General features: G+C 44.6%; 23 protein-coding genes and 1 tRNA gene. 20 read left to right on the top strand and 4 right to left on the bottom strand.

Annotated features, from left to right (window positions below):
- Nucleotides 1-349: 349 nt before the first annotated feature.
- A tRNA-Ser gene (locus IV55_RS07340) sits at nucleotides 350-438 on the bottom strand.
- Between the two features lie 128 nt (nucleotides 439-566).
- Here IV55_RS07340 and IV55_RS07335 point away from each other — a divergent pair.
- From IV55_RS07335 to IV55_RS07325, 3 genes are all read left to right on the top strand, one after another.
- Entirely contained in the window at nucleotides 567-1,727 is a 1,161-nt protein-coding gene (locus tag IV55_RS07335) for a hydroxymethylglutaryl-CoA synthase (RefSeq protein WP_057810848.1), read from the top strand.
- Between the two features lie 144 nt (nucleotides 1,728-1,871).
- Nucleotides 1,872-2,585: an SDR family oxidoreductase gene (locus IV55_RS07330; protein ID WP_057810846.1), complete on the top strand. Its 714-nt coding sequence runs from the start codon at nucleotides 1,872-1,874 to the stop codon at nucleotides 2,583-2,585.
- A gap of 11 nt (nucleotides 2,586-2,596) precedes the next feature.
- Nucleotides 2,597-3,019, top strand: a complete 423-nt coding sequence (locus tag IV55_RS07325; protein WP_057810844.1) for a MarR family transcriptional regulator — start codon at nucleotides 2,597-2,599, stop codon at nucleotides 3,017-3,019.
- A 126-nt stretch (nucleotides 3,020-3,145) separates the two neighbouring features.
- Here IV55_RS07325 and IV55_RS07320 read toward each other — a convergent pair whose 3' ends face one another.
- Nucleotides 3,146-3,790 carry a DUF308 domain-containing protein gene (locus IV55_RS07320; RefSeq protein ID WP_057810842.1) on the bottom strand — a complete coding sequence of 215 codons (645 nt, stop codon included), beginning with the start codon at nucleotides 3,788-3,790 and terminating at the stop codon, nucleotides 3,146-3,148.
- A 190-nt stretch (nucleotides 3,791-3,980) separates the two neighbouring features.
- Between IV55_RS07320 and IV55_RS07315 the strand changes: the two genes are divergently transcribed.
- Together IV55_RS07315 and IV55_RS07310 are read left to right on the top strand one after the other, a co-directional pair.
- On the top strand, nucleotides 3,981-4,226 hold the full coding sequence (locus IV55_RS07315) for a hypothetical protein (RefSeq protein WP_057810840.1): 246 nt from the start codon (nucleotides 3,981-3,983) through the stop codon (nucleotides 4,224-4,226).
- Nucleotides 4,227-4,301: 75 nt separating this feature from the next.
- A complete protein-coding gene (locus IV55_RS07310; RefSeq protein ID WP_057810837.1) occupies nucleotides 4,302-4,742 on the top strand; it encodes a nucleoside 2-deoxyribosyltransferase in 441 nt (146 codons plus the stop codon).
- Between the two features lie 213 nt (nucleotides 4,743-4,955).
- Here IV55_RS07310 and lexA read toward each other — a convergent pair whose 3' ends face one another.
- A complete protein-coding gene (gene lexA, locus IV55_RS07305) occupies nucleotides 4,956-5,585 on the bottom strand; it encodes a transcriptional repressor LexA (protein ID WP_057810835.1) in 630 nt (209 codons plus the stop codon).
- 208 nt (nucleotides 5,586-5,793) lie between these two features.
- On the opposite strand from lexA, the gene IV55_RS07300 reads away from it, so the two are divergent.
- The 4 genes from IV55_RS07300 to IV55_RS07285 all read left to right on the top strand — a co-directional run bounded on the left by IV55_RS07300 (nucleotide 5,794) and on the right by IV55_RS07285 (nucleotide 10,029).
- A complete protein-coding gene (locus tag IV55_RS07300; RefSeq protein ID WP_057810833.1) occupies nucleotides 5,794-6,033 on the top strand; it encodes a DUF896 domain-containing protein in 240 nt (79 codons plus the stop codon).
- A 113-nt stretch (nucleotides 6,034-6,146) separates the two neighbouring features.
- Nucleotides 6,147-6,371 (top strand): YneF family protein, encoded by a 225-nt coding sequence (locus IV55_RS07295; protein ID WP_057810831.1) that lies wholly within the window; start codon nucleotides 6,147-6,149, stop codon nucleotides 6,369-6,371.
- An 80-nt stretch (nucleotides 6,372-6,451) separates the two neighbouring features.
- Entirely contained in the window at nucleotides 6,452-8,203 is a 1,752-nt protein-coding gene (locus IV55_RS07290) for an ABC transporter ATP-binding protein (protein ID WP_057810887.1), read from the top strand.
- Nucleotides 8,203-10,029 carry an ABC transporter ATP-binding protein gene (locus tag IV55_RS07285; RefSeq protein ID WP_057810829.1) on the top strand — a complete coding sequence of 609 codons (1,827 nt, stop codon included), beginning with the start codon at nucleotides 8,203-8,205 and terminating at the stop codon, nucleotides 10,027-10,029. The genes IV55_RS07290 and IV55_RS07285 overlap by 1 nt, the downstream gene beginning before the upstream one ends.
- Nucleotides 10,030-10,191: 162 nt before the next feature.
- Here IV55_RS07285 and IV55_RS07280 read toward each other — a convergent pair whose 3' ends face one another.
- On the bottom strand, nucleotides 10,192-10,914 hold the full coding sequence (locus IV55_RS07280) for a lysophospholipid acyltransferase family protein (protein ID WP_057810827.1): 723 nt from the start codon (nucleotides 10,912-10,914) through the stop codon (nucleotides 10,192-10,194).
- A gap of 204 nt (nucleotides 10,915-11,118) precedes the next feature.
- On the opposite strand from IV55_RS07280, the gene IV55_RS07275 reads away from it, so the two are divergent.
- From IV55_RS07275 to IV55_RS07225, 11 genes are all read left to right on the top strand, one after another.
- Complete coding sequence (locus IV55_RS07275) at nucleotides 11,119-11,883, top strand: tRNA1(Val) (adenine(37)-N6)-methyltransferase (protein WP_057810824.1); 765 nt, start codon at nucleotides 11,119-11,121, stop codon at nucleotides 11,881-11,883.
- Entirely contained in the window at nucleotides 11,880-12,149 is a 270-nt protein-coding gene (locus IV55_RS07270; RefSeq protein ID WP_057810822.1) for a GIY-YIG nuclease family protein, read from the top strand. Before IV55_RS07275 ends, IV55_RS07270 begins: the two co-directional genes overlap by 4 nt.
- A gap of 179 nt (nucleotides 12,150-12,328) precedes the next feature.
- A complete protein-coding gene (gene rpsB / locus IV55_RS07265; protein WP_057810820.1) occupies nucleotides 12,329-13,108 on the top strand; it encodes a 30S ribosomal protein S2 in 780 nt (259 codons plus the stop codon).
- Nucleotides 13,109-13,224: 116 nt separating this feature from the next.
- Entirely contained in the window at nucleotides 13,225-14,100 is an 876-nt protein-coding gene (tsf, locus tag IV55_RS07260) for a translation elongation factor Ts (protein ID WP_057810818.1), read from the top strand.
- 76 nt (nucleotides 14,101-14,176) lie between these two features.
- Complete coding sequence (gene pyrH, locus IV55_RS07255; protein WP_057810816.1) at nucleotides 14,177-14,899, top strand: UMP kinase; 723 nt, start codon at nucleotides 14,177-14,179, stop codon at nucleotides 14,897-14,899.
- A 2-nt stretch (nucleotides 14,900-14,901) separates the two neighbouring features.
- Nucleotides 14,902-15,465 carry a ribosome recycling factor gene (gene frr, locus IV55_RS07250; protein WP_057810814.1) on the top strand — a complete coding sequence of 188 codons (564 nt, stop codon included), beginning with the start codon at nucleotides 14,902-14,904 and terminating at the stop codon, nucleotides 15,463-15,465.
- A 210-nt stretch (nucleotides 15,466-15,675) separates the two neighbouring features.
- Nucleotides 15,676-16,467 carry an isoprenyl transferase gene (locus tag IV55_RS07245; RefSeq protein WP_057810812.1) on the top strand — a complete coding sequence of 264 codons (792 nt, stop codon included), beginning with the start codon at nucleotides 15,676-15,678 and terminating at the stop codon, nucleotides 16,465-16,467.
- A gap of 44 nt (nucleotides 16,468-16,511) precedes the next feature.
- Nucleotides 16,512-17,297: a phosphatidate cytidylyltransferase gene (locus IV55_RS07240; RefSeq protein ID WP_057810810.1), complete on the top strand. Its 786-nt coding sequence runs from the start codon at nucleotides 16,512-16,514 to the stop codon at nucleotides 17,295-17,297.
- Nucleotides 17,298-17,333: 36 nt separating this feature from the next.
- A complete protein-coding gene (rseP, locus tag IV55_RS07235; protein WP_057810808.1) occupies nucleotides 17,334-18,596 on the top strand; it encodes an RIP metalloprotease RseP in 1,263 nt (420 codons plus the stop codon).
- Nucleotides 18,597-18,655: 59 nt separating this feature from the next.
- Nucleotides 18,656-20,365 (top strand): proline--tRNA ligase, encoded by a 1,710-nt coding sequence (locus tag IV55_RS07230; RefSeq protein ID WP_057810806.1) that lies wholly within the window; start codon nucleotides 18,656-18,658, stop codon nucleotides 20,363-20,365.
- 78 nt (nucleotides 20,366-20,443) lie between these two features.
- A complete protein-coding gene (locus tag IV55_RS07225) occupies nucleotides 20,444-24,763 on the top strand; it encodes a PolC-type DNA polymerase III (RefSeq protein WP_057810804.1) in 4,320 nt (1,439 codons plus the stop codon).
- Nucleotides 24,764-24,768: the final 5 nt, after the last annotated feature.

Below are 24,768 nucleotides of genomic sequence, written 5' to 3'. Positions count from 1 at the left end.
ACGGATTGGTCTTCAATCCGGTAGGTGGTTCGTAGTCTGCACAGCGACTTGACTTTTATCCCACGTTTTCACTATTTAGGTGCGTACATCAAAAAGAGAGTTTGGGACAAGATACTTATGTCCCAAACTCTTCCATCGTTAAGGAGATTAGATAAAAATGGGCATTCTACCTAAAGCGTTGAAGGTGAATGCATAGATCCATTTTGTAAGGACTCTGTATGCTGAATTCTGCTATCCCGTTCTACTATCTAAAACTGTTAAAGCGTGCCATATTCTGTCAAATCATAAAAAGAAAAACTCCTACCAAGCGGTTTATGACGCTGCTTGGCAGGAGTTGTCAATGATAGTAAGGAGAGTACAGGAATTGAACCTGCGCGCCGCTTATAAGGCGGTTCGACGGATTTCGAGTCCGTTGCATTACCACTCTGCCAACTCTCCATGGCATGTCGCAACTAACAGTATACCAAGCTAGAATTTGACTGTAAAGCGGTCAGCGGTTAAAGTTAACAAGGCACTATTGAATGCCAGACACACGTTAATGAGAAACCTTAAAAAGGATGATAAACATGACCATTGGAATCGATAAAATGGGGTTTTACACGCCTCACTATGTGTTGGACATGACAGATTTAGCAAATGCACGGGGGGATGATCCTGCCAAGTACCATATTGGGATTGGCCAATCTGAAATGGCTGTTGTGCCACCTACACAAGATGTGGTGACAATGGCAGCAAATGCGACAGAACAAATTTTAGATGCGACAGATCGTGACCAAATTGACCTCATCTTGTTTGCGACTGAATCTGGGATTGATAATTCAAAAGCTGGTGCGGTTTACTTGCAGCATCTGCTTAAATTATCAGAACATAGTCGTGCCATTGAGATCAAACAGGCTTGTTATTCTGCCACTGCGGCTTTACAACTAGGCAAAGATTATTTAAAAGCACATCCCGGCAAACGCGTCTTGGTAATTGCCGCCGATATTGCGCGGTATGGGTTAGAGACCGCTGGCGAAATTACTCAGGGTGGTGGTGCTGTTGCCATGATTATGAGTGAGAATCCGCGAATTCTTGCAATCAGCGATGAAAGTACTTACCTCACGCGTGATGTGATGGATTTCTGGCGACCTGTCTACGCAACTGAGGCGCGGGTGGACGGTCATTATTCGGCCAATGTTTATACGGATTTCTTCACAGATGTTTGGACTCGTTTTAGTGATACCTATCATCATGAAATCAGTGACTTCGATGCAATGTTATTCCATTTACCATTCTCAAAAATGGGGCTAAAGGCACTGCGTACAGTATTGCCAGAAGATCAAACTGTGGCTGATAAATTAACGAGCCAATTTGACCAGGCGCGTTTATGGAATCGCCATGTTGGGAATCTCTATACGGGATCACTGTACTTAAGTTTGCTATCGTTACTGGCTCACGGTGACTTACATGCAGGTAGTCAGCTTGGCTTGTTTAGTTACGGTTCCGGAGCTGAAGGCGAATTCTTTACTGGTACCATTCAAGCAGACTATCAAGAAGGCTTCGATAAAGCTGCCATTCAAACACTACTAGATAAAAGAACGCCGGTGTCCGTTGCTGAATATGAACGGATCTTTAAAGATTCACTGCCCACAAACGGACAAGATCGTGCGTTAGACATTAGCCATGATTCTGCGAAATATGTTTTAGGCGGAATTAAAAATGAGCAACGGCAGTACCTAGTTCAATGATTTTGGCTCACTTGTTCACTAGTTAAATCTTTAAATCAAGAAGCGTGTTTGAGAGATGACTGATGTCTCAAACACGCTTCTTTTTTGACGGTTGCTTATATTTAGGTGTACTGTGTACATACACACAAAAAGAAGGTATTAGTGATGAACAAAACATCTAAAACAATTATTATCACCGGAGCTACTAGTGGCATTGGCAAAGCAACAGCGATTGCAGCGGTTAAGCAAGGGCATTCGGTGATGCTTGCTGCCCGCCACGAAGCAGCGTTACAGAAATTGGCACATGATCTGACCGACTCATTTACTGGTGAAGTCGCTTATCAAGTCACAGATGTTAGCGACAAACAATCGGTGGCCAAACTAATAGCCGCAACGAGTGCCACATTTGGCCAGATCGACGTGCTGGATAATAATGCCGGTATCATGAAGTTTGGTCGGTTAGCAGAGACGCATTCGACAGACTGGGATACGATGATCGATATTAACGTGAAGGGTGTTCTATATGGCATCGAGGCAGTGTTGCCCATTATGCATCAGCAAGGTTACGGCCAAATCATCACCACTGATTCAACTGCAGGGCATCAGGTTGGTCAGAATAATGCGGTTTATTCAGCAACAAAATTTGCCATTCAAGCAATCATGACGGGACTTCGACTGGAAGAGGCAAGCAATCACATCAGATCGATGATGGTTTCACCAGCCTTCACCGACACAAATTTCTTCAACGAAAGTGATTCTGAACCGTTCAAAGATACACAACGGTTATCGCCAGATGATGTGGCTGCTGCAGTATTGTACGCGATTAACCAGCCAAATAACGTTGATATCAACGAAATTATCTTGCACCCGACGTTATAGGAGGCATGAAAATGGCACATACGTTTTATACAGATTGCTCGTATTTTACGGCGGCAAAGTATACACGGGAGATTACCCGTATTGCTAACCAGGATTTCAAACCGACTGGTATGCCGGCCGCGTATGCGTATATTTTATTGACGTTAGAGGATTACGACGAACTTTCGATCAACGACCTGGTAGATTTATTAGGATATGAACGTTCTAGTTTGATGCGTATGTTAGATAAATTGGCTAAGCAGCAGCTGATTGAAATTGATCAGGTGAGTCATAAAAATCGGATCCGTTTGGCGGCGGGGAGCGCGGACATGCTAAAACTGGCCAACGAATGTTTAACGACTTATTCCGCTCACAGTCAACAATTGTTAGGAGCAACGGTTTCCAAAGCATTAACGTCTGGGTTAGTTGCAGCAACCAGCCAATTGCAGAAATAAACCGAGTGGCATCTAAGTGTCGCTTGTCATCTGCACGGCAGAATTCATAAACGCGACAACATAATAAGGGTTCGAAACAAGCAGCGCGCTTGTCTCGAACCCTTATTAAAGTTCAAATTAAGTTAATTACTTTGTGAAATCGGTGGTTACATTGCCGTTTGTTGCGCTAAACAGAACCTTACCGTCTTGATCAGGACTTAACAGGGCGATGGTGTAGTCGGCCTTCAAAGATTGGCTGATATTCTTCGAGGATTTTTGTAAGTTGTCTGCCAGAGTTGACCAATGAGCCTCTTTGGCATCTTCCGGTGTCTGCTCGAGTTGCGTCAACGCTTTAACTGTATCTGAGTTGGTCGGATGTACCGTGTAAGTTTTTGTATCAGCATCAAAAGAGATGGTGCCCAAATTTTCAAAAGAGCTGGAAAGCTGCTTCGTCATTTCTGACTCAGCATTTGCGCGTGCGACTTTTTGTTCAGAAGCAGTTTGTCCGTTAATGGCACCTGCGTTTGGATTGAATTCAGAAGCTGCTTTAGCTAGTGAGGATTGTTCTGCCGCACTTTCTTTGGTGCCATGTTTAGGCGCACGTGGTTGTTTAGTGTTTTGTGGTCGTGTGGGGTGTTGAATCAAGTTGGTGACAGCGTAGCCGGTTAGAAGGGCAAAGACAATTAATAGCAAGCCTGCCAATTTCCAAGTGCCATAGTTTTGAATCGAATTAATTAAATAGAAGATGGCTAAGATAAGTGCGATACCACCAAAGACTGCAATGAAAATCATGAACGTTCTCCTTAGCTGTGTTTAGCTATCAGTGTACCATGGTCGTGCCATCGGAAAAAGTGACATCATTTATCCATAATGAAATTCAAATAGTTATTATAAGCTTTTATATTGATTTTGAAAAAGGTGTGCGTTACGATATTGGTACATTAAAAATGTTGTACATAACGAGACCAAGGAGGAACCGACCATGGAAAAAGAGGTAATACCAGGTGCTATTATTCGCTGTCAGCAGTGTGACGATTTACAGAAGCCTTTTTTAGGCAAAGTCTTAGAACGGTTACACCAACGATTGATCGTACAAATCATTAATTTTGATCCTGTCGATCGTTACATGGTCGATGTGCTCGGCGGTCAGGTTGCGGTCAGTACACAACAGATTAGTCCGCTACGAATGATTAAAATCAACGTTCAGAATAATCGGGAAGTTCGTTAATAAGTGAAAGATTCTGTGGCTGTGAATTTTGTGGTGGGCTATACTTGAGGTACTACATGAAGGAGGTCACCACCCGTGAAATCGATTTACTTAGCAAGCCCATTTTTTGATGAGGACCAATTAGACCGTGTGAAGCGCGTAGAAAAGGCGTTGGCAGACAACAAAACCGTCGGCAATGTCTTTAGTCCCCGGACATCCCAATTTCCTGAATTGACATTTGGTAGTCCTGAATGGCAAACGACCGCTTATGAACATGATTTGGCAGAATTGACTGCTGCCGATGTGATTGTGGCGGTAGCAGACTTTACTGAGGATTCAGTGGATAGTGGTACCGCCTTTGAAATCGGATATGCGGCTGCATTGAAGAAACCAATCGTGTTGTTACATGAGAAGGACAGTTTGGTAAACTTGATGTTAGCAAAAGGGGCCGTTACTTTCACAACGAAGGCAGAAGAGATTGCCGACTTTGATTTTAACGAGCTACCTGCTTTGCCATATCCTGGTGAAGTGCAGTAAAAAGCAAAAATCTACAGAGAGTGGGGCAAAAGTCGGGAAGTCGTGAGCACGATCTAGAACAATCGTACGGATTGGTCTTCAATCCGGTAGGTGGTTCGTCCTCTGCACAGCAACTTGACTTTTGTCCCACGTTTTCGCTATTTATATTTGTAAATCTAAAAGGGGCGTACGAACAAATTTATTTGTTCGTACGCCCCTTAAGTTTTGACTGTTTTAGTAGATTGAATCGCGATATAACCCAACGACTTTACCAAGAATGGTTACCTGGTTCAAGATAATTGGGGCCATCGTGTCATTTTCAGGCTGTAGTCTGAAGTGATCTGATTCCTTGAAGAATCGCTTACACGTGGCTTCATTTTCATCCGTCATCGCGATTACAATGTCGCCGTTGTCAGCATTTTGTTGACGGCGTACGATGACTCGGTCACCAGTTAAGATCCCCATGTTGATCATACTTTCACCACGAATGGTTAGCATGAATAGGTCACCATCATATTCGGTTAGCTCTGGCGGAATGGGGAAGTAGTCGGTAGCATCTTGAACAGCTAAGATGGGTTCACCGGCAGCAACGACCCCAAGCAACGGAATCTCGTTTGGCGTTGTGGAAACGCCCAGCATTTCCAAACCAGCATCTGTTAATTCAATGGCACGTGGCTTAGTAGGGTCCTTCACCAATAAGCCTTTCTTCTGTAAGCGATCGATGTGCCCATGGACCGTTGAAGTTGATGACAGGTCAACGGCTTCTCCGATTTCACGGACGGTCGGCGGATAACCTTTTTCATTAACACGTTCATGAATGAACCGTAAAACGGCCATTTGTTTACTTTCTGAGCTTCTCGACATGCCTTGTCCACCTCATTAATTATTTGTTCAGTAAGTCGCTGTCTGTAAAACCGGTTACTTTCCTTGTGCAGCACAGCTTTAATACTTAAAATTTAGCACAAGTGAGCGCCTCGGTCAAACAAATGTTCGCGTTTGAACCAATTTGTTCTCTTTTTTTGAAAAGTCCTGTATACTAATCACCGAAGTTCTTAATGGGAAGTGATTAGTTATGGATGCAGAAAAGTTGCGCGCTCGGATCAATGAGTTGGCGCATAAACAAAAAGAGACCGGTTTAACAGAGGCTGAACAAGCTGAACAAAAGAAACTACGTGCAGAGTTTTTAGCGAATTTCCGTAAAGCTTTCAAATCTCAAGTTGAGATGATGCAAGTGTTCGACAAAGAGGGTAAAGAAGTTACGCCTGAAAAGGTACGGGAAGTTCAACGTAAAAAAGGATTAAGAGACGATTAAGCAAGATCACGCTATTATTTGGGGATTTTTATTTTAGTAAAGGGTTTTCAAGCCCAGTGATGTTGTGTAATATAAGATAATGTAATTAATAAACCGTAAAGGAGGGTCTTTCGATGTCAACAGGGTTGTGGATTTTAATTGTCATCTTAGCGGCAGTGGCTGGCGTTGTCGGCGGCTTTTTCTTCGCTCGCCGTTACATGCAAAACTACCTTAAGAATAATCCTCCGATTTCTGAAGAAATGCTTCGGACGATGATGTTGCAAATGGGCCAAAAGCCTTCTGAAAAGAAGCTTAAGCAGATGTTAGCAACGATGCAAAGTCAAGCACGCAACAGTTAATCTAGAATTGCTAGCAAACGGGCGGGATTCATTCCAGCCCGTTTTTTGTATTCTCATAAATAATGAAAGTCGGTGAGCTTTTGTCAATTTTTCGAAAATTATCCTGGTACTTTAAAGATGAGTGGCGTGTGTATATGCGTGGTCTTTTTGGGCTGTTTATGACAGCTATCTTAGGAATTGTACCGCCCCGTTTGATTGGGGAATTAGTCGATATGATGAGCAAGCGGACGTTAACAGCCGTGAAACTTGCCTGGGCATTGGTCATCATGGTTGTCGTCGCGTTATTGGCATATGGGGCGCGCTATATCTGGCGAACGGCCATTTGGGGTGGCGCTGCCAAGCTTGAAAAAACGTTGCGGGCGCGGTTATACGAACATTTTATGCAAATGGACACTGCGTTTTACCAACGATATCGCACAGGAGATTTGATGGCCCATGCGACAAATGATTTAACAGCCATTCAACGGGTGGCCGGCGGCGGGATTCTGCAGTTTGCCGACTCCATCATTACAGGTGGCACCACGTTGATTGCCATGTTTGTTTTAGTTAATTGGCGCCTAACGATTTTAGCGGTTTTGCCGCTACCCTTGATTGCGGTCGTTGCACGCTATGTGGGCACGAAGATTCATGTGGCTTTTGGTGAGTCGCAGGCGGCTTTTTCTCGGTTAAATAATAAGGCACAGGAGAGTATCGAAGGTATCAAGGTCATCAAGACGCTTGGTCAAGAACGTCAGGATGAGGCTGATTTTGAGCAACAAGTAACGGAAACAATTAAAATCAATCGCTACACGAATTTCTTGGATGCCTTATTTGATCCGCTGATTACCTTAATCATTGGCTTGTCGTATGTAGCGACCATCGTTTTAGGTGGACGGTATGTTACAACAGGCGTTATCACATTGGGCCAATTGGTGACGTTTATCGCCTATGTTGGCATGCTCGTTTGGCCAATGTTTGCCATCGGCCTATTGTTTAACACGATGGAACGTGGGAACGCCTCGTATGATCGAGTCAACTTCTTGTTACAGGAAAAATCGAGCATTATTGAACGACAGGATGCATTGGCAACGCCTGCGCAGGGACCCATCAATTTTGACGTGACGAGCTTTAGTTATCCTGGTGACCAAACGGCGCGGCTGCAAAACGTTTCTTTTGAACTAAAGGCTGGGCAAACACTAGGCATCGTTGGTCGTGTGGGTGCTGGTAAATCTTCAATTATCAAGCTACTGCTGCGGCAATTTGATGATTATGATGGGCAAATCACGATGGGCGAGCATGATATCCGCGATTATCAATTGGATGCGTATGTTGGCCGAATCGGCTATGTCCCACAAGACAGCTTCTTGTTTTCGACATCCATTAAAGACAACATTGCCTTTAGTAATCCTGAAATGACACAAGCGGCCGTCACTGCAGCAGCGCACACAGCGGCCTTTGATAGCGAGGTTGCTAAAATGCCAGAAGGGTATGCAACTGAAGTCGGTGAAGAAGGCGTTTCGTTGTCTGGTGGTCAAAAACAACGGTTAGCGATTGCCCGAGCGTTAGTGATTGACCCCGAACTCTTGATTCTAGATGATGCGCTATCCGCAGTTGATGCTAAAACGGAAGCACAAATTTTAGAACGTTTGGGAAGTAATCGTGCTGGTAAGACGACAATCATTGCTGCCCATCGGTTAAGCTCGGTCGTGAACGCAGATCAAATATTAGTGGTTGATCATGGCGTTGTGACTGAGCGGGGGACACATGCACAGTTGATGGCGCAGCAAGGCTGGTATAAGCGAATGTATGATCAGCAGCAGCTCGCTGATGCGATTGGAGGTGGCAACAACTAATGGCAGAAAAACATGAGTCTGCGTGGGCCAAGAGTATGACCTTCAAGGAACAACGCACGGTTATTAAACGTTTGTTACCTTATGCAGCACCATATAAATGGGATTTTATTTGGGCCTTGGTTTTGGCCTTCTTGGTTAGTTTAATTAACGTAGGTTTACCACGGTTGATGCAGATTTACATGGATCAGTATTTACGTGTTCATAATGCTGGGCTACGCATCGTCCTATTTTTCGCTGGCTTTTACTTTTTAGGGACACTCATTAAAGCGATTTTTCAGTTTGGACAGGAGTTTCTGTATGCCATGGGTGGCGAACGCATGTTGGAAAACGTGCGGGTTAGGCTGTTTCGTAAATTGCACACTTTGGGGATGCGCTATTTCGATCAGGTGCCAGCCGGGTCGATTTTATCGCGGCTAACCAATGACACCATGTCGTTTCAAACATTCTGGTCATTATTTGCCGCAGCCATCGTCGCGTTGTTTTCGATTATTACGTCGTTTGTGGCGATGTATCGCACAAACGCACAAGTGGCATGGATGGTGTTGGCATTTTTACCGATCCTGATGTTTGCGATTTGGTATTACCAACACTTTAGTAGTCGGGTGTACCGTACGATGCGGGAGCGACTGAGTGAGTTGAATGCAAAATTGGCTGAATCCATTAACGGAATTTCTGTCATTCAAGAATTTCGGCAGGAGCACCGCATGAATCGTGAATTTGCGACAACTAATGATGCTTACTTCGAGACCCGGCAGGCAATGATTCATACGAATTCACTGCTGTTAGGGCCGATTATTAATTTGCTGTTTGCACTGGGTGAAGTGGGTGTTTTATGGCTGTTTGGTATTAATGCCATGAACCATTTTGTGTTAGCCGGGACGATTTATGCGTTCATTCAATACCTCAACAACTTCTATAATCCGATGTCGAACATGATGGATTCACTGTCTGATTTTCAAGATGGGGTCGTTGCTGGATCACGCGTTTTGCGAATCATGGATGATGAAACATATGCGCCGCAGCAGACGCCTGTTGACGGGGCAAAAATCACGCGCGGTGAAATTGAATTTCGTCATGTGAACTTTAGTTATGATGGCAAACATGATGTGCTACATGATGTTTCATTTACAGTGAAGCCAGGTCAGACACTAGCATTAGTCGGGCACACAGGGTCTGGTAAATCGTCGACAATTAATGTATTAATGCGTTTTTATGAATTTTCTTCTGGTGAAATTTTAATCGATGGTCGGGACATTCGTGAATATGACTTGGCTGAATTAAGACGCCACTTTGGGTTAGTTCTACAGGATTCCTTCATGTTTTATGGCGATATTGCGTCGAATATTCGCATGTTTGATGACAGCATCACAGATGAACAGGTGGAAGCTGCGGCAAGATTTGTGTCAGCAGATCACTTTATCGATCAACTACCTGGCAAATATCATGCTAAGGTACTGGAACGAGGTGCGAGTTATTCTGGCGGACAACGACAATTATTGTCCTTTGCCCGGACGGTTGCGCATAATCCAAAGGTGTTGATTTTGGATGAGGCAACAGCGGATATCGATACAGAAACTGAAGCCTTGATTCAGGATGGTTTGCAGAAATTGCGGCAAGGGCGTACGACAATTGCGATTGCACATCGGTTGTCAACAATTCGCGACGCTGACCAGATTCTGGTGTTAGACCAAGGTCGCATCGTTGAACGTGGCTCGCATGATGAACTATTAGCTCAGCGAGGGCGTTATTATGACATGTACCGTTTGCAAACCGCAGTTGATGCCGATAAACGTGAGGCGTTGCTAAAAGAAGAGAGCGAAGTATAAACTGGGAAGCCGCGAGCAAGACACGAAACGACCGAATGGGTTGGGGTTTAACCCAGTAGGTGGTTTCAGGTCGGCGTAGCGGTTTGGTTTATATATGAACGCATAAACAGGAAAAGGCACTCGCAATTTTTTTGCGAGTGCCTTTTTAGCGGACAAATGAGCTTAGTCTTTATGATCTGGTTCCTGTAGTTTCTTTAACCGTGTGGCTTCACTTTGTGCGATTTCTTTTTCAGCCGCTTGTTTAGCAACGTAGGCTTCGTGTTTTGCTTGATCGGGATCAACATAATGAAAATTTGGGTCAATGTCGTGATCCAGTGCATCAAAGGCGGCTTGCATTTGATCATCCAACTGCTTTTGACCGGCATCGTCAGTTTTGAATTTTCGATCGATATAAATGGGATCGCCAAAGCTGACGGTTACGCGCTTGCGTGATAACAGACCGCGAAAGGTAAGTGGCCCTTGATAAACAGTTGGCACTAAAGGCACACCAGCAAGCTTAGCGATGACTGCGGCGCCACCTTTCATTTCGCTGGAGTGACGCGTGCCGGAGGGAAAGATGATGGTGGATAACTCACCTTGTTTTAAAATTTTAACCGGCGTTTTAATTGCGGAAGGACCAGGATTGTCACGGTCTACTGGAAATGCGTTGGCATGAACTAAAACAAAACGAATAAGCGGGTTCTTGAATAATTCTTTTTTTGCCATGAATGAAAATTTACGTGGGGCACCGGCCAATGCATAATAGATTGGATCAAACCAAGTTCGGTGCGGACCAACTAAGATGTAAGTGCCTTCGGGTAGACGGTCGCGATGTTCGTAGTGAGGGCGACCGTTAACCACCCAAATGATGACGCGAACTAGGCCGCGCATAAATGAATAAAACACGTGTGTGCCTCCTAAATAATGTGGTTGAAATTAATGAGGCGGGTAAAAGTGAAGTACCCCCTTGATTAACACAATAGACTGAACGACTGTCGCAGGCGTAAATAACGTTGACTTAACTGCGCGTTCTCGCTCATAATGTCTGTTAGAATTATGACCAACTCACAAAATGAATGCAAGTAAATCACAGAGAAAAGGAGGTTGCTTATGGCTGAAGTTATGTTGAAACCTGGCGAGCGCATCGATCAGTTGTATGGTGCGGACATAAAAATTATTCAAAGTGCGAATGTGTTTTCCTTTTCTTTGGACGCGGTGCTGCTGGCCGATTTTGCCAAGCCAGATCGAACGCGACGTGGTCTGACTGTTGACTTATGTGCGGGCAATGGTGCCGTGGGACTTTTTTTCAGTCATCAAACAAAGGGACCAATTAAGTTGGTGGAACTGCAACCGGCGTTAGCTGATATGGCTGAGCGGTCAGTGTCGTTGAATGAACTGACGAATCAAATTGACGTCTTAAATATGGATTTAGCTGACGCACCAACAGTGATTAAACAAGACAGTGCCAGTGTTGTGACCTGCAACCCACCATATTTTGTAGATGAACCGCAATCACAGAAGAATCCAAATGATCACTATGCCATTGCGCGCCATGAATTGACCACCAATTTAGAGCAGGTCGTTGCTATCAGCGCAAAGTTACTTAAAATGACCGGGCACGCTTACTTTGTTTTTCGGCCAGATCGTTTTTTAGAAATGATGGCAACGTTGCAAAAACACCGCTTAATGCCAAAACGGGTGCAGTTTGTTTATCCAAAGCCAGGACGAGAAGCTAATATGTTTTTGGTAGATGCGATTAAAGACGGGAAACCAGGTGGCCTGAAGATTTTACCGCCATTGTTGGTGGCAGATGATCAAGGTGACTACATCGGGCATGTGCATGATTTGTTGTATGGAAATCAGGCGGCTAAATGAGTAAACCGTATTACTTTTATGTACTATTATGTGCAGACAATACATTATACGGTGGCTTCACAGATGATGTGGGGCGTCGGTTCGCAACGCACCAAGCAGGGCTGGGGGCAAAGTACACCCGACCGGCATCACGCCATCCGTTAAAGTTATTGTATGCAGAAGCATTTCCCGATAAGTCAGCCGCTCTAAAAGCTGAATATGCGTTCAAACATCAACCGCGTCCGAAAAAAATTGCGTTTTTACATGCGCATGGGATTACCCTCTGAATTTGTTGGCGAAAAATGTATGCAAAGCCTTGTCACGGTAAGGGACGTTTGGTATACTAATCAACGGCTCAAAACCAATTCACACCTCACTGGATGTGAGCCTAGGTGCCCAGGGATGGGTTAGGCGAGCAGATGAACGTGGGGGAGGAAAAAACACTTTTATTTGGAGGAATTAACACATGGCTGTTATTTCAATGAAACAATTGCTTGAAGCCGGTGTCCACTTTGGTCACCAAACGCGTCGCTGGAACCCTAAGATGAAGAAGTTCATCTTTACTGAACGGAATGGTATCTACATCATCGACTTGCAAAAGACGGTGAAGATGGCTGATGTTGCTTATAACTTTGTGAAGGACGAATCTGCTAAAGGTGCTAACATCTTATTTGTTGGTACTAAGAAGCAAGCTCAAGACTCAATCGAAGAAGAAGCAACTCGTGCCGGTATGTACTTCGTAAACCACCGTTGGCTTGGTGGTACGTTGACTAACTGGAACACCATTCAAACGCGGATCAAGCGGTTGAAGGATTTAAAGAAGATGGACGAAGATGGTACTTTCGACCGTTTGCCAAAGAAGGAAGTTGCTTTATTAACGAAGCAACGTGAAAAGCTTGAAAAGTTCCTTGGCGGTATCGAAGACATGCCTGGTATTCCTGACGTAATGTTCATCGTTGACCCTCGTAAGGAACAAATCGCTGTTCAAGAAGCACACAAGTTGAACATTCCGATTGTTGCTATGGTTGACACGAACACTGACCCAGACGACATCGACTACATCATTCCATCAAACGATGATGCAATCCGTGCTATTCGCTTGATCTCTTCTAAGATGGCTGATGCTATCATCGAAGGCCGTCAAGGCGAAGACCAAGGTGACGACCAACAAGCCGCTAAGTCAGGCGACTCAATGGAAGACATCGTTGAAGCCGTTGAAGGCGACAACACTAAAACAAACAACTAAGCATAAACCTTAGGCTGTCTATCAGTTAAGACCGTTGTGGCCTGAGATTGATAGGCAGTTTTTTTCTGGATTTGTGGTAGGATTTAATCATATAAAATATGAGGAGGCCATCAAACATGGCAGTTACAGCAGCTCAAGTTAAGAATTTACGTGAAAAAACCGGTGTCGGTATCATGGACGCTAAGAAGGCCCTCGTTGCCACTGATGGTGACGAAGCCGCAGCTTTGGATTTCCTGCGTGAAAAGGGAATTGCAAAGGCCGAAAAGAAGAGTGGTCGGATTGCTGCTGAAGGATTAACAGAAGTTGCCATTCATGATGACAGCGCTGCAATCGTTGAATTGAACTCTGAAACAGACTTTGTTGCCTCAAACGACACATTCAAAGACTTACTAAAGACGGTTTCTGACCAGATTGCTTTAGAAAAGCCAGCTTCTGTTGATGACGCTTTGAAGTTAAAGGCTAACGAAAACGAAACGTTAAACGATGCTGTTATCTCAGCAACACAAGTAACTGGTGAAAAGATCAGCTTACGTCGTTTCGAAGTTGTTTCAAAGACTGATGACCAAGTGTTTGGTTCATACTTACACATGGGTGGTTCAATTGCTTCATTGGTTGTTCTTGAAGGCGGCGACGCTGAAACTGCTAAGGACGTTGCGATGCACGTTGCCGCAATCAACCCTGAATATGTTGACCGGACAGATGTTCCTGCTGACCGTTTGGCTCACGAAAAGGAAGTTCTTTCTAATGAAGACGACCTTGCTGGCAAGCCAGACAACATCAAGGAACGCATGATCGAAGGCCGCTTGAACAAGTGGTTGGCTGAAATTTCATTGAATGACCAACCATTCGTTAAAGATGGTGACCAGACTGTTAACCAGTACGTTTCATCGAAGAATGCTAAGGTTGTTTCCTTCGTCCGTTACCAAGTTGGTGAAGGTATGGAAAAGAAGGGCAACGACTTCGTTGAAGAAGTTATGGGCCAAATCAAGTAATTAAACGGAGGCGTACTTTAATGTGCGCCTTTTTTGTGGATACCCATTAGTGGTTAATGTCAGGAGGAAATGACCAATGGATGATGTGAAGTATAAACGTGTCATGCTGAAACTGAGTGGTGAAGCATTGGCTGGTGAACAAGGATTCGGAATTTACCCACCTAAAATCAAAACTGTCGCTGAAGAATTGCGAGAAGTGTACGCTTTAGGGGTACAAATCGCGATTGTCGTCGGTGGTGGTAATATCTGGCGTGGTGAAGCTGGTTCCGAAATGGGTATGGAACGCGCCCAGGCTGACTATGTTGGGATGCTCGCAACGATTATGAATGCTTTGGCATTACAAGATAGTTTAGAAAGTATGGGGGTACCGACGCGGGTCCAAACCTCTATTGAAATGCGTCAAATCGCTGAACCATACATTCGGCGGAAGGCTGTTCGTCATTTGGAAAAAGACCGCGTGGTTATCTTTGCTGGTGGGACTGGCTCACCTTACTTCTCAACTGATACGACAGCTGCTTTGCGGGCTGCTGAAATCAACGCCGATGCAATCCTGATGGCCAAGAATGGTACGGATGGAATTTACTCTGCTGATCCTAATGAGGATCCAGCCGCTGTTAAATTTGATTCATTGACGCACTTAGACATCATCAACAAAGGCTTACACGTCATGGACACGACGGCAACGTCATTATCCATGGAAAACAACATTCCATTGGTTGTCTTCAATTTTAACGAACCTGGTAACGTACTGAAGGTTGTTAAGGGTGAGAACATCGGAACAACCGTTAAGGAGGACTAAAAATGGCTGTTAATGAACCTATTTTAAAAGATGCACAAGAACGAATGGCTAAAGCAGGCGACGCACTGACACGTGAGCTTGGTAATATTCGTGCCGGCCGTGCCAATGCGGGTCTACTGTCAGGTTTGACAGCTGACTACTATGGCGCACCAACGCCAATTAACCAAATGGCTTCAGTCACAATTCCTGAAGCCCGTGTGTTATTGGTAACGCCATTTGATAAATCAAGTTTGGATGCCATCGAACATGCGATTTTGACGTCTGACTTAGGGATCAACCCGGCCAATGATGGTTCTGCCATTCGGTTGGTGATCCCTCAGTTGACTGAAGAATCACGTAAGGACCTGGCTAAACAGGTGCATGCTAAGGCTGAAGAAGCTAAGGTTGCTGTGCGTAACGTCCGTCGTGATGCAATGGACTCATTGAAGAAGGGTCACAAAAATGGTAACTTCACTGATGATCAATTGCATGACTTAGAAGACCAAACGCAAAAAATTACGGATGCTGGCATCAAGCACGTTGAAGAAATTGCAGCAGATAAAGAAAAAGAATTAATGACAGTTTAGAACAGAGCGAAAGAAGACCCCGTTTTGAATGCACAGCATTCAAAGCAGGGTCTTTTTTTAACTCGCGCGTAAGTAAAAAAACGAGCCCACTTTTAAAACAAACATGTCGCTATGCAGCCAGTAGAAATTGAAAATGAGTGTTGCTTGGCGACATTGTCTGGTCGTTTTAATGTAAAACGATTGTGTTTTTGGTAAAATGAATGAATGTGAATGAACGGAAAGGTGGACAAAGTTTTGTTTGGACGAAAAAAAAGTGTACCGCAAACTTCTGAAGTGACCGTTGATGCGACTCGAGTTCCCAATCACATTGCGATCATCATGGATGGCAATGGTCGCTGGGCGCAGCAGCGTCATCTACCACGGGTTGCCGGACATAAAGAGGGCATGAACACCGTTAAAAAAATCACGATGGCAGCCAGTCATTTAGGCGTGAAAGTGCTGACACTGTATGCTTTCTCGACGGAGAACTGGAAGCGGTCAAGTACTGAAGTGAATTACTTGATGCAATTGCCAGTCGATTTCTTCGATACGTTTGTACCAGATTTGGTGAAAGAAAACGTTCGCGTGAACGTGATGGGTTACATTGATCAATTACCAGAAAAAACGCAACAGGCGGTCAACAATGCGATGGCAGATACAGCTGCCTGTACCGGAATGGTGTTAAACTTTGCGTTGAACTATGGCGGCCAAGCAGAAATTGTGACGGCAATGCAGACCATTGCGACGCGTGTCCAACAAGGCGAATTGCAGCCTACAGATATTAATCAGGAGACGGTTGCTGGGGCTTTAATGACAGCTTCACTTGCACCATACAATAACCCTGAATTATTGATTCGCACGAGTGGCGAAGAACGCATCTCTAATTTCTTGCTTTGGCAAATTGCCTATAGCGAACTTGTCTTCACAGATGCATTTTGGCCAGACTTCGATGAGACACAGTTAAAAGCCGCAATTAGTCAGTATCAACAACGTGACCGACGTTTTGGCGGCGTTAAGAAATAATTCAAACAAACGTAGGTGACTATGTTAATAAGGAGTTTTAAAGCATGCGTACACGAGTAATTACAGCAATTGTTGCATTATTGATTTTTATTCCCGTCATTATCTATGGTGGGTGGTTGATTCAGTTAGCAGCCATCGTCTTAGGCGGCGTTGCGATGGGCGAAGTTTTGGTGATGAAAAAGAAGCTAGTGGTTTCACCAGAAGCCTTTATTAGTTTTCTAGGCTTATTGGTTCTGTTAGTACCTGATGTTTGGCTCTCATTTATGCCAGCATTTTTAAACCGTCACTTTTTGTTCTTCATCATCGTGATGATGCTACTGTTGCACACGGTGTTTACCCGTAATCATTTTTCCTTCGATGATGCAGGGGTTTTGACGCTAGCAATGTTGTACATTGGAACAGGTTTCTACTACTTTGTACAGGCACGTTATGCCGGTTTAAGTACGCTGTTCTACATTTTATTTGTGATCTGGACAACTGATTCTGGTGCCTACATGGTGGGCCGGAAATTAGGGCGGCACAAGTTGGCACCCCAGGTCTCCCCAAACAAAACCTGGGAAGGTTCCATTGGCGGAACAGTTGTTGCAGTAATTGTCGGGACTGTGTGGGTTTACTTCTTCCCACAACACTATAGTTTGCCTGTAATGGCTGTTTTGACCTTGTTATTTAGTATTGCTGGGCAATTGGGTGATTTAGTTGAATCATCATTGAAACGTTTTTATGGTGTTAAGGATTCCGGTAAAATCTTACCAGGACATGGTGGCATTTTAGATCGGTTCGACAGTTTACTGTTTGTACTGCCATTGTTACATCTTGTTGGTCTATTTTAGGCTTCTGTTAACAGCGTACAGAAAGGATGCATGTGAATGCTGAAAACTATTCTTGCTTTTATTGTTGTTTTTGGGATTTTAGTGATTGTTCATGAATTTGGACATTTTTACTTTGCCAAACGGTCAGGCATCCTTGTGCGTGAGTTCTCCATCGGGATGGGTCCCAAATTGTTTTGGACGCGTCGTAACGGCACGCTATACACCATTCGATTATTACCATTAGGTGGCTACGTACGAATGGCCGGCGCTGCTGAAGATGAAGATGACCAGCTGCAGCCAGGCACCCCCATCAGTATCATGACAGGAACGGATGGAACCGTTAATCGCATTAATGCTAGTGATCAAACTACATTGTTTAACGGCATTCCCGTGATTGTTACGAAAGCGGATCTGGTCGATGAGCTGGTGATTGAAGGTTACGAAAATGGTGACGAATCAGAAGTGCGTCGTTACCCAGTTGATCATGATGCGACCATTATTGAACGAGATGGCACAGAGGTGTTGATTGCACCGCGTGATGTGCAATTTCAATCAGCAACGTTATGGAATCGAATTTTAACGAACTTTGCTGGCCCGCTGAATAACTTTATTTTGGCATGGTTGGTATTTGCGATTATGGGCTTTACGATGGGTGGCGTGGCTAGTAACCGTAACGTTATTTCGGGCACGCTGGCAGATACCCCGGCGCGTGCAGCAGGATTACGCAGCGGTGATCAAATTACAGCTGTGAACAACCATCGCACCGATACCTGGCAGTCTGTGACGACCGCGATTACGGGTACTGATAAAAAGACCCTGACGCTAGCCGTTAAACGTGCTGGTGGCACGCATAACGTGACAGTCAAACCTAAAATCAGTCAAGTGAATGGTAAAAAAGTGCGGACAGTTGGGATTAAACGTGGTTTGGATACCAGTCTAGCGGCTAAGTTATTCGGTGGCTTCTGGAGCACGACAACGATGCTGTTTGCAGCGTTGGGGCATTTGTTTACACACTTTAGTCTGAATGATTTAGGCGGTCCAGTGGCCATTTATGCAAATACTGCAACGGCAACGCAGGCTGGCTGGAGCGGCATCTTATATTGGTTAGGATTCTTATCCCTTAACCTGGGGATCGTTAATCTGTTGCCAATTCCCGCATTAGACGGTGGTAAACTGTTATTGAACCTTGTGGAAGCCATTCGCAGAAAGCCAATTTCACAACGAACAGAAGGGGTCATTACCATTATTGGTTTTGGTTTCGTCATGTTCTTGATGATTCTGGTTACCTGGAATGACATCATGCGGTACTTTATTCACTAAATTTAGCAATTAAGAGAAAATCGGGGGCACTTGTCCCAAAAACTGAGGAGATCGTATCCATGAAACAAAGCAAAATGTTGATTCCTACTTTAAAGGAAACGCCAAGTGACGCAGAGGCATTAAGTCACCAGATGATGCTGCGGGCCGGCTATATTCGGCCCGTTGTTGCTGGTGTGTATGCTTATCTGCCATTAGCATTTCAAGTAATGCGTAACATTGAAAACATCGTTCGTGAAGAAATGGCAAACATCGATGCTGTCGAAATGTTAGCACCTGCGTTATTACCAGCTGACTTATGGAAGCAGTCTGGCCGTTATGATTCATACGGACAAACGATGTATAAGTTGAAGGATCGTCATGACCGTGACCTGATCTTAGGACCAACCCATGAAGAAACTTTTACGAGTTTCATTCGTGATGAAGTTAAGTCATATAAGCGGTTGCCACTGGTTATGTTCCAAATCCAACAAAAGTATCGTGATGAAGATCGCCCTCGTTATGGTTTGCTACGTGGTCGCGAATTTATGATGCTCGATGTTTACTCATTCCACAGCGACAAAGACAGTTTGGATAAGGTCTTTAAGCAGATGGAAGTTGCCTTCCGTAATGTGTTCAACCGTTGTGGCTTGGATTATCGGGAAATTTTAGCTGATTCTGGTGCCATGGGTGGTAAAGAATCACGGGAGTTCAATGCGATTGCTGCCGTTGGTGAAGATACGATTGCTTACTCAGATGGCAGTGATTATGCGGCTAACATTGAAACGGCAACGAGTTTGTATGTTCCAAAGAAGTCACATGAAGAAGTGCATGACTTAGAAAAGATTGCGACACCAGGCGAGAAGACAATTGAAGAAATTGCGACGCGTCTAGATATCGATCCAGCCAAAACGTTGAAGTCAATGTTGTACATGGCCGATGATGAACCAGTCTTAGCGCTGATCCGTGGTGATCATGAAGTCAACGAAACGAAATTGACCCATGTGGCTGAAGCAACTGAATTAGTAATGGCAACAACTGAACAGGCTGAGCAATTCTTAGGTGCTGACTTTGGGTCACTGGGACCTGTTGGTGTTGGGGAAGATATTAAGATTATCGCTGACCAAGATGTTGCTGATTTGAAGAATATGCCAGTCGGTGCCAATGAAAATGGTTTCCATTACATTAATGCTAACTTGGATCGCGATTTCCGCGTTGATCAATATGCTGATATTCGCTTAGTTTCAGAAGGGGATGTTTCACCGGATGGCCAAGGTGTCTTGAAATTCACTCGCGGGATTGAAATCGGTCATGTGTTCAAATTAGGAACACGCTACTCGAAGTCATTAGGTGCACAGGTCTTGGATGAAAATGGGCGTCAACAAGATGTCATCATGGGCTCATATGGGATCGGGGTTAGTCGCTTGCTGTCTGCGATTGCAGAACAGTCAGCTGACGAGAACGGTTTAGCATGGCCGAAGTCGATTACGCCATTTGATATTCATGTCATTCCAGTTAATAGTAAGAATGACGAACAACGTGAATTAGCTGATGAACTAGAAGCAAGCTTGACCGAAGCAGGGTATAAAGTTCTGCTAGATGATCGGACTGAACGTGCTGGTGTTAAATTTGCTGATTCAGATTTGATTGGCTTGCCACTGCGCGTAACGGTTGGTAAGAAAGCTGCCGATGGGATTGTTGAAGTGAAGTTACGTAAAACTGGTGAAACAGTTGAAGTTCGTAAAGAAGAATTAACTGAAACACTCGGGATTTTATTTAAGGGGATTGCTTAGTCATTTTTTGACAGCGGCAATGCCCTTTGTCGCGCTTTATGTCGCTTAAGTATTTACAGATGGGGAGGCCGCATTCACGTGGCGCTGAATCAACACGAATTATTTCAAAAGCTGCTGGAGCAACTTAATTTAGAAGAACAAACACAAACAGCCGCTTTTGCACAAGGCGAGATCCGCAATTTAACGGTTCATGAACAGCGTAAGGCCTGGAGCTTTGTGTTTCATTTTGCAGATATCTTACCGTTTGAGGCTTTCAATGTTTTTGCGCAACATTTAAACCAGGCGTTTGCTGAAATTGCTGCTGTAGAATTCACTATCGAAACAGATCATCCTGCAACTGACATTGAAAACGTTGATCGTTATTGGCGTTGGGCGGTTAGTCATAGTGGTTTGAACGAGCAATTTGCCCGTCAACTGTGTGAAGGTGTGGAACCTGCGCTAAATGGGGATCAGGTCGTCATTACAGCGCCTAATCAGGTAGTCGCTGACTTTTTGAGCGGCGCAACTTTGGATGCGTTGACCAGTACTTACCGCCGTCTCGGATTTGGCAGCTTGGCGTTCACGACGACAGTTGATGAGGCTGCGTCAGCTGAGCGATTAGCAGCGTTTCAGGAAGTCAAAGCAAAACGTGACGAAGAAATGGTGACGAAGGCTGCAGCTGTGATTGCGAAAAACAAAGCCAATCAGTCGAGTGCACCAACTGTCAACGGTCCAGTTTCGATGGGGCGCAAAATCAAAGATGACGAACCCACTCGGCGGATGGACGAAATCACTGAGGAAGAACGAAGTGTGACCGTTTCTGGATATGTATTTGCCAAGGAAATCCGGGTCTTGCGTTCAGGACGGCAGTTATTGACCTTAAAGATCACGGACTACACCTCTTCATTTTTAGTGAAGAAATTCTCACGTAATGAAGACGATGAAGCTAACTTTGCGGCAATTCCCGAAAAGGCGTGGGTTAAAGTTCGCGGTTCTGTTCAAGAAGATAATTTCTCCAGAGATTTGGCCATTATCGCCAATGACCTGCAGGTAATTACGCATACTGAACGAGAAGACACTGCGCCAGAAGATGGTAAACGAGTCGAACTACATTTGCACACACAGATGAGTACCATGGACGCCACCAATAATATCGGTGACTTTGTGGAACGCGCTGCAAAATGGGGACATAAAGCATTAGCCATTACTGATCATGCTGGGCTACAAGGCTTTCCGGACGCCTTTCATGCTGCTGAAAAAGCAGGCATCAAGATGTTATACGGGGTGGAAGTTAACCTAGTGGATGATGGGGAACCCATCGGTATCAATGATGCACATGAGGAACTAAAGGGTCATGAGTATGTCGTCTTTGACGTGGAAACCACGGGATTATCCGCAATTTATGATAAAGTCATCGAATTATCAGCGGTGAAGATGCGCGACGGTAATGTCTTAGAGCAATTTGAAGAATTTATCGATCCAGGATTCCATTTATCAGAGACAACGACTAATTTGACGAGTATCACCGATGCCATGGTGGCCGGTTCAAAGACGGAAGAAGAAGTCTTTAAACTGTTCCGCGAGTGGTATGGTGACGCAATTCTGGTTGGTCATAACGTGACGTTTGATGTCGGCTTTATGAATACTGGGTATGTCCGTCATGGCATGCCTGAAATCAGTAATCCGATTATTGATACGTTGACGCTGGCACGATTCTTATACCCAACCTTGAAGGGGTATCGGTTAAACACATTGGCTAAAAAATTCAATGTGTCTTTGGAACACCATCACCGTGCCATTTTTGATGCAGAATCAACTGGTTACCTGGCAATGATTTTCTTGAAAGATGCTGAGAAGCGTTACGACATTGTGTACCATGATCAATTAAATGAGCACATGAGCGATAACGACGCTTATAAACATGCCCGTCCATTTCACGCAACTGTGATCGCCCAAACGCAGACTGGTTTAAAAAATCTGTTCGAGCTGGTTTCCTTGTCGAACATTAAGTATTACTACCGGGTACCGCGGGTGCCGCGTAGTGAACTGAATCGTTTACGAGAAGGACTGTTGGTTGGTTCGGCTTGTTCTTCTGGTGAAGTGTTTGAAGCTGCGATGCAAAAAGGTAAGGAAGAAGCTTTGAAGCGGGCGAAGTATTATGACTACCTGGAAGTGCAACCTAAGCCCCTTTACAAGCCTTTAATCGAAGGCGAATTGATTCATGACAACGCCAAGTTAGAAGAAATCATTCAAACCTTGGTTGAGGTAGCTGATGAGTTGGACAAACCGTTGGTTGCGACCGGGGATGTTCATTATTTGGATCCACATGATGCTGTTTATCGAAAGATCCTAATTAGCTCTCAAGGTGGTGCCAATCCACTGAACCGTCATTCCTTACCTGATGTCCATTTTCGGACGACTGATGAAATGCTAAAGGAATTTAGCTTCCTAGGCGACGAAAAAGCGACTGAATTAGTGGTGACGAATCCGAATAAGATCGTTGATATGGTCGATGATGTGCATCCGCTGAAAGATAAGCTGTACACACCACGAATGGAAGGTGCCGAAGATGAAATGCGGTCGCGGACAATGAACCGTGCGCATGAGTTATACGGTGATCCATTGCCAGATCTTGTTCAAAAACGTGTTGATCGTGAGTTGAAGTCAATCATTGGGAACGGGTTCTCCGTTATTTACCTGATTGCGCAACGGTTGGTGCATAAGTCTAACAAGGATGGGTACTTGGTTGGGTCGCGTGGATCAGTTGGGTCTTCTGTGGTTGCCACTTTTGCTGGAATCACGGAAGTTAACCCATTGGCGCCGCATTATCTGTGCCCAAATCCAGAATGTAAACACAGTGAATTCTTTACACATGGGGAATACAGTTCGGGGTATGATTTGCCCGATAAAAAATGTCCCGAATGTGGTACGGAATTGACTAAAGATGGTCAAAATATTCCGTTTGAAACGTTCTTAGGATTCAAAGGGAATAAGGTGCCCGATATTGATTTGAACTTCTCTGGTGACTATCAACCCATTGCCCATAATTACACCAAGGTCTTGTTTGGTGAGGACAATGTGTATCGTGCCGGAACCATTGGTACCGTGGCAGATAAAACAGCCTATGGTTATGTCAAAGGTTATGAACGTGATCATGAAGTGACCTATCGACAGGCTGAAGTAGATCGACTTTCGAGTGGTGCCACCGGGGTCAAACGGACGACGGGTCAACATCCAGCCGGGATTATCGTTGTGCCAGACTATATGGATATTTACGATTTCACGCCGATTCAGTATCCGGCGGATGATCAGGATGCGGCTTGGAAAACGACGCACTTTGATTTCCATTCGATCCATGACAACATTTTAAAAATCGATATTCTGGGACATGATGATCCAACCATGATCCGGACATTGCAAGATATGTCTGGTATCGAACCAAAGACCATTCCAACCGATGATCCTGGGGTTATGCAACTGTTTTCCGGCACCGAGGTCTTAGGTGTGACCGAAGAACAGATCTTCAGTAAGACAGGGACGTTAGGGATTCCGGAATTCGGAACGCGGTTTGTCCGGGGGATGTTAGAAGAAACACATCCGAAAAACTACTCTGAGTTACTACAAATTTCCGGATTATCACATGGGACTGACGTGTGGTTAGGAAACGCGGAAGAGTTGATCAAAGACGGTACGGCGACGATTGCCAACGTGATCGGTTGTCGTGATAATATCATGACCGATTTGATCAACTACGGCCTAGACTCCGAAATGTCCTTCCAAATTATGGAACACGTGCGTAAAGGTCGTGGGATTCCTGATGAATGGCAAGATGCCATGCGGGAAGCAAACGTACCACAGTGGTACATTGATTCATGTTTGAAGATTAAGTACATGTTCCCACGGGCCCATGCGTCAGCGTATATTTTGATGGCATTGCGGGTGGCTTACTTTAAGGTTTACTTCCCAATGCTGTATTACGCTGCCTACTTCTCTGTGCGGGCGGATGACTTTGATTTAGTTTCCATGTCTCGGGGTAAAAATGCGGTTAAGGCTGCCATGAAGACAATCATGGATAAAGGGAATGACGCTTCCACGAAAGAAAAGAATTTGTTAACCGTCCTTGAGTTAGCAAACGAAATGTTGGAACGTGGTTACTCATTTAAGATGATCGATGTCGAACGTTCTGATGCGCAAAACTGGATTATTGATGGCGAGACATTAATCGCACCGTTTAATGCCGTTCCAGGACTTGGGGATAACGTTGCTAAACAAATCGTTGCTGCTCGTGAAGAAAAGCCATTTCTGTCAAAGGAAGACTTGAGTAAGCGTGGTAAAGTTTCAGCGACAATCATTGATTTCCTAACTGAGAATCATGTGCTTGATGATCTACCTGATGAAAATCAGTTGAGCTTGTTCTAACATTT

The sequence above is a fragment of the Furfurilactobacillus siliginis genome (genome assembly GCF_001437435.1).
In the GTDB taxonomy this organism is placed as follows: Bacteria; Bacillota; Bacilli; order Lactobacillales; family Lactobacillaceae; genus Furfurilactobacillus; species Furfurilactobacillus siliginis.
Note: the sequence above shows the minus strand (reverse complement) of the source record. Positions and strands in the feature narration are given on the sequence as shown.

Bases quoted from the DNA above. Each gene is read 5' to 3' on its own strand.
- rseP (WP_057810808.1), top strand. From the start codon at position 17,334: ATGCTGAAAACTATTCTTGCTTTTATTGTTGTTTTTGGGATTTTAGTG.
- IV55_RS07275 (WP_057810824.1), top strand. From the start codon at position 11,119: ATGGCTGAAGTTATGTTGAAACCTGGCGAGCGCATCGATCAGTTGTAT.
- IV55_RS07325 (WP_057810844.1), top strand. From the start codon at position 2,597: ATGGCACATACGTTTTATACAGATTGCTCGTATTTTACGGCGGCAAAG.
- frr (WP_057810814.1), top strand. From the start codon at position 14,902: ATGGCTGTTAATGAACCTATTTTAAAAGATGCACAAGAACGAATGGCT.
- IV55_RS07320 (WP_057810842.1), bottom strand. From the start codon at position 3,790: ATGATTTTCATTGCAGTCTTTGGTGGTATCGCACTTATCTTAGCCATC.
- IV55_RS07285 (WP_057810829.1), top strand. From the start codon at position 8,203: ATGGCAGAAAAACATGAGTCTGCGTGGGCCAAGAGTATGACCTTCAAG.
- IV55_RS07330 (WP_057810846.1), top strand. From the start codon at position 1,872: ATGAACAAAACATCTAAAACAATTATTATCACCGGAGCTACTAGTGGC.
- IV55_RS07230 (WP_057810806.1), top strand. From the start codon at position 18,656: ATGAAACAAAGCAAAATGTTGATTCCTACTTTAAAGGAAACGCCAAGT.
- IV55_RS07295 (WP_057810831.1), top strand. From the start codon at position 6,147: ATGTCAACAGGGTTGTGGATTTTAATTGTCATCTTAGCGGCAGTGGCT.
- lexA (WP_057810835.1), bottom strand. From the start codon at position 5,585: ATGTCGAGAAGCTCAGAAAGTAAACAAATGGCCGTTTTACGGTTCATT.
- pyrH (WP_057810816.1), top strand. From the start codon at position 14,177: ATGGATGATGTGAAGTATAAACGTGTCATGCTGAAACTGAGTGGTGAA.
- rpsB (WP_057810820.1), top strand. From the start codon at position 12,329: ATGGCTGTTATTTCAATGAAACAATTGCTTGAAGCCGGTGTCCACTTT.
- IV55_RS07245 (WP_057810812.1), top strand. From the start codon at position 15,676: ATGAACGGAAAGGTGGACAAAGTTTTGTTTGGACGAAAAAAAAGTGTA.
- IV55_RS07335 (WP_057810848.1), top strand. From the start codon at position 567: ATGACCATTGGAATCGATAAAATGGGGTTTTACACGCCTCACTATGTG.
- IV55_RS07270 (WP_057810822.1), top strand. From the start codon at position 11,880: ATGAGTAAACCGTATTACTTTTATGTACTATTATGTGCAGACAATACA.
- IV55_RS07240 (WP_057810810.1), top strand. From the start codon at position 16,512: ATGCGTACACGAGTAATTACAGCAATTGTTGCATTATTGATTTTTATT.
- IV55_RS07315 (WP_057810840.1), top strand. From the start codon at position 3,981: ATGGAAAAAGAGGTAATACCAGGTGCTATTATTCGCTGTCAGCAGTGT.
- tsf (WP_057810818.1), top strand. From the start codon at position 13,225: ATGGCAGTTACAGCAGCTCAAGTTAAGAATTTACGTGAAAAAACCGGT.
- IV55_RS07300 (WP_057810833.1), top strand. From the start codon at position 5,794: ATGGATGCAGAAAAGTTGCGCGCTCGGATCAATGAGTTGGCGCATAAA.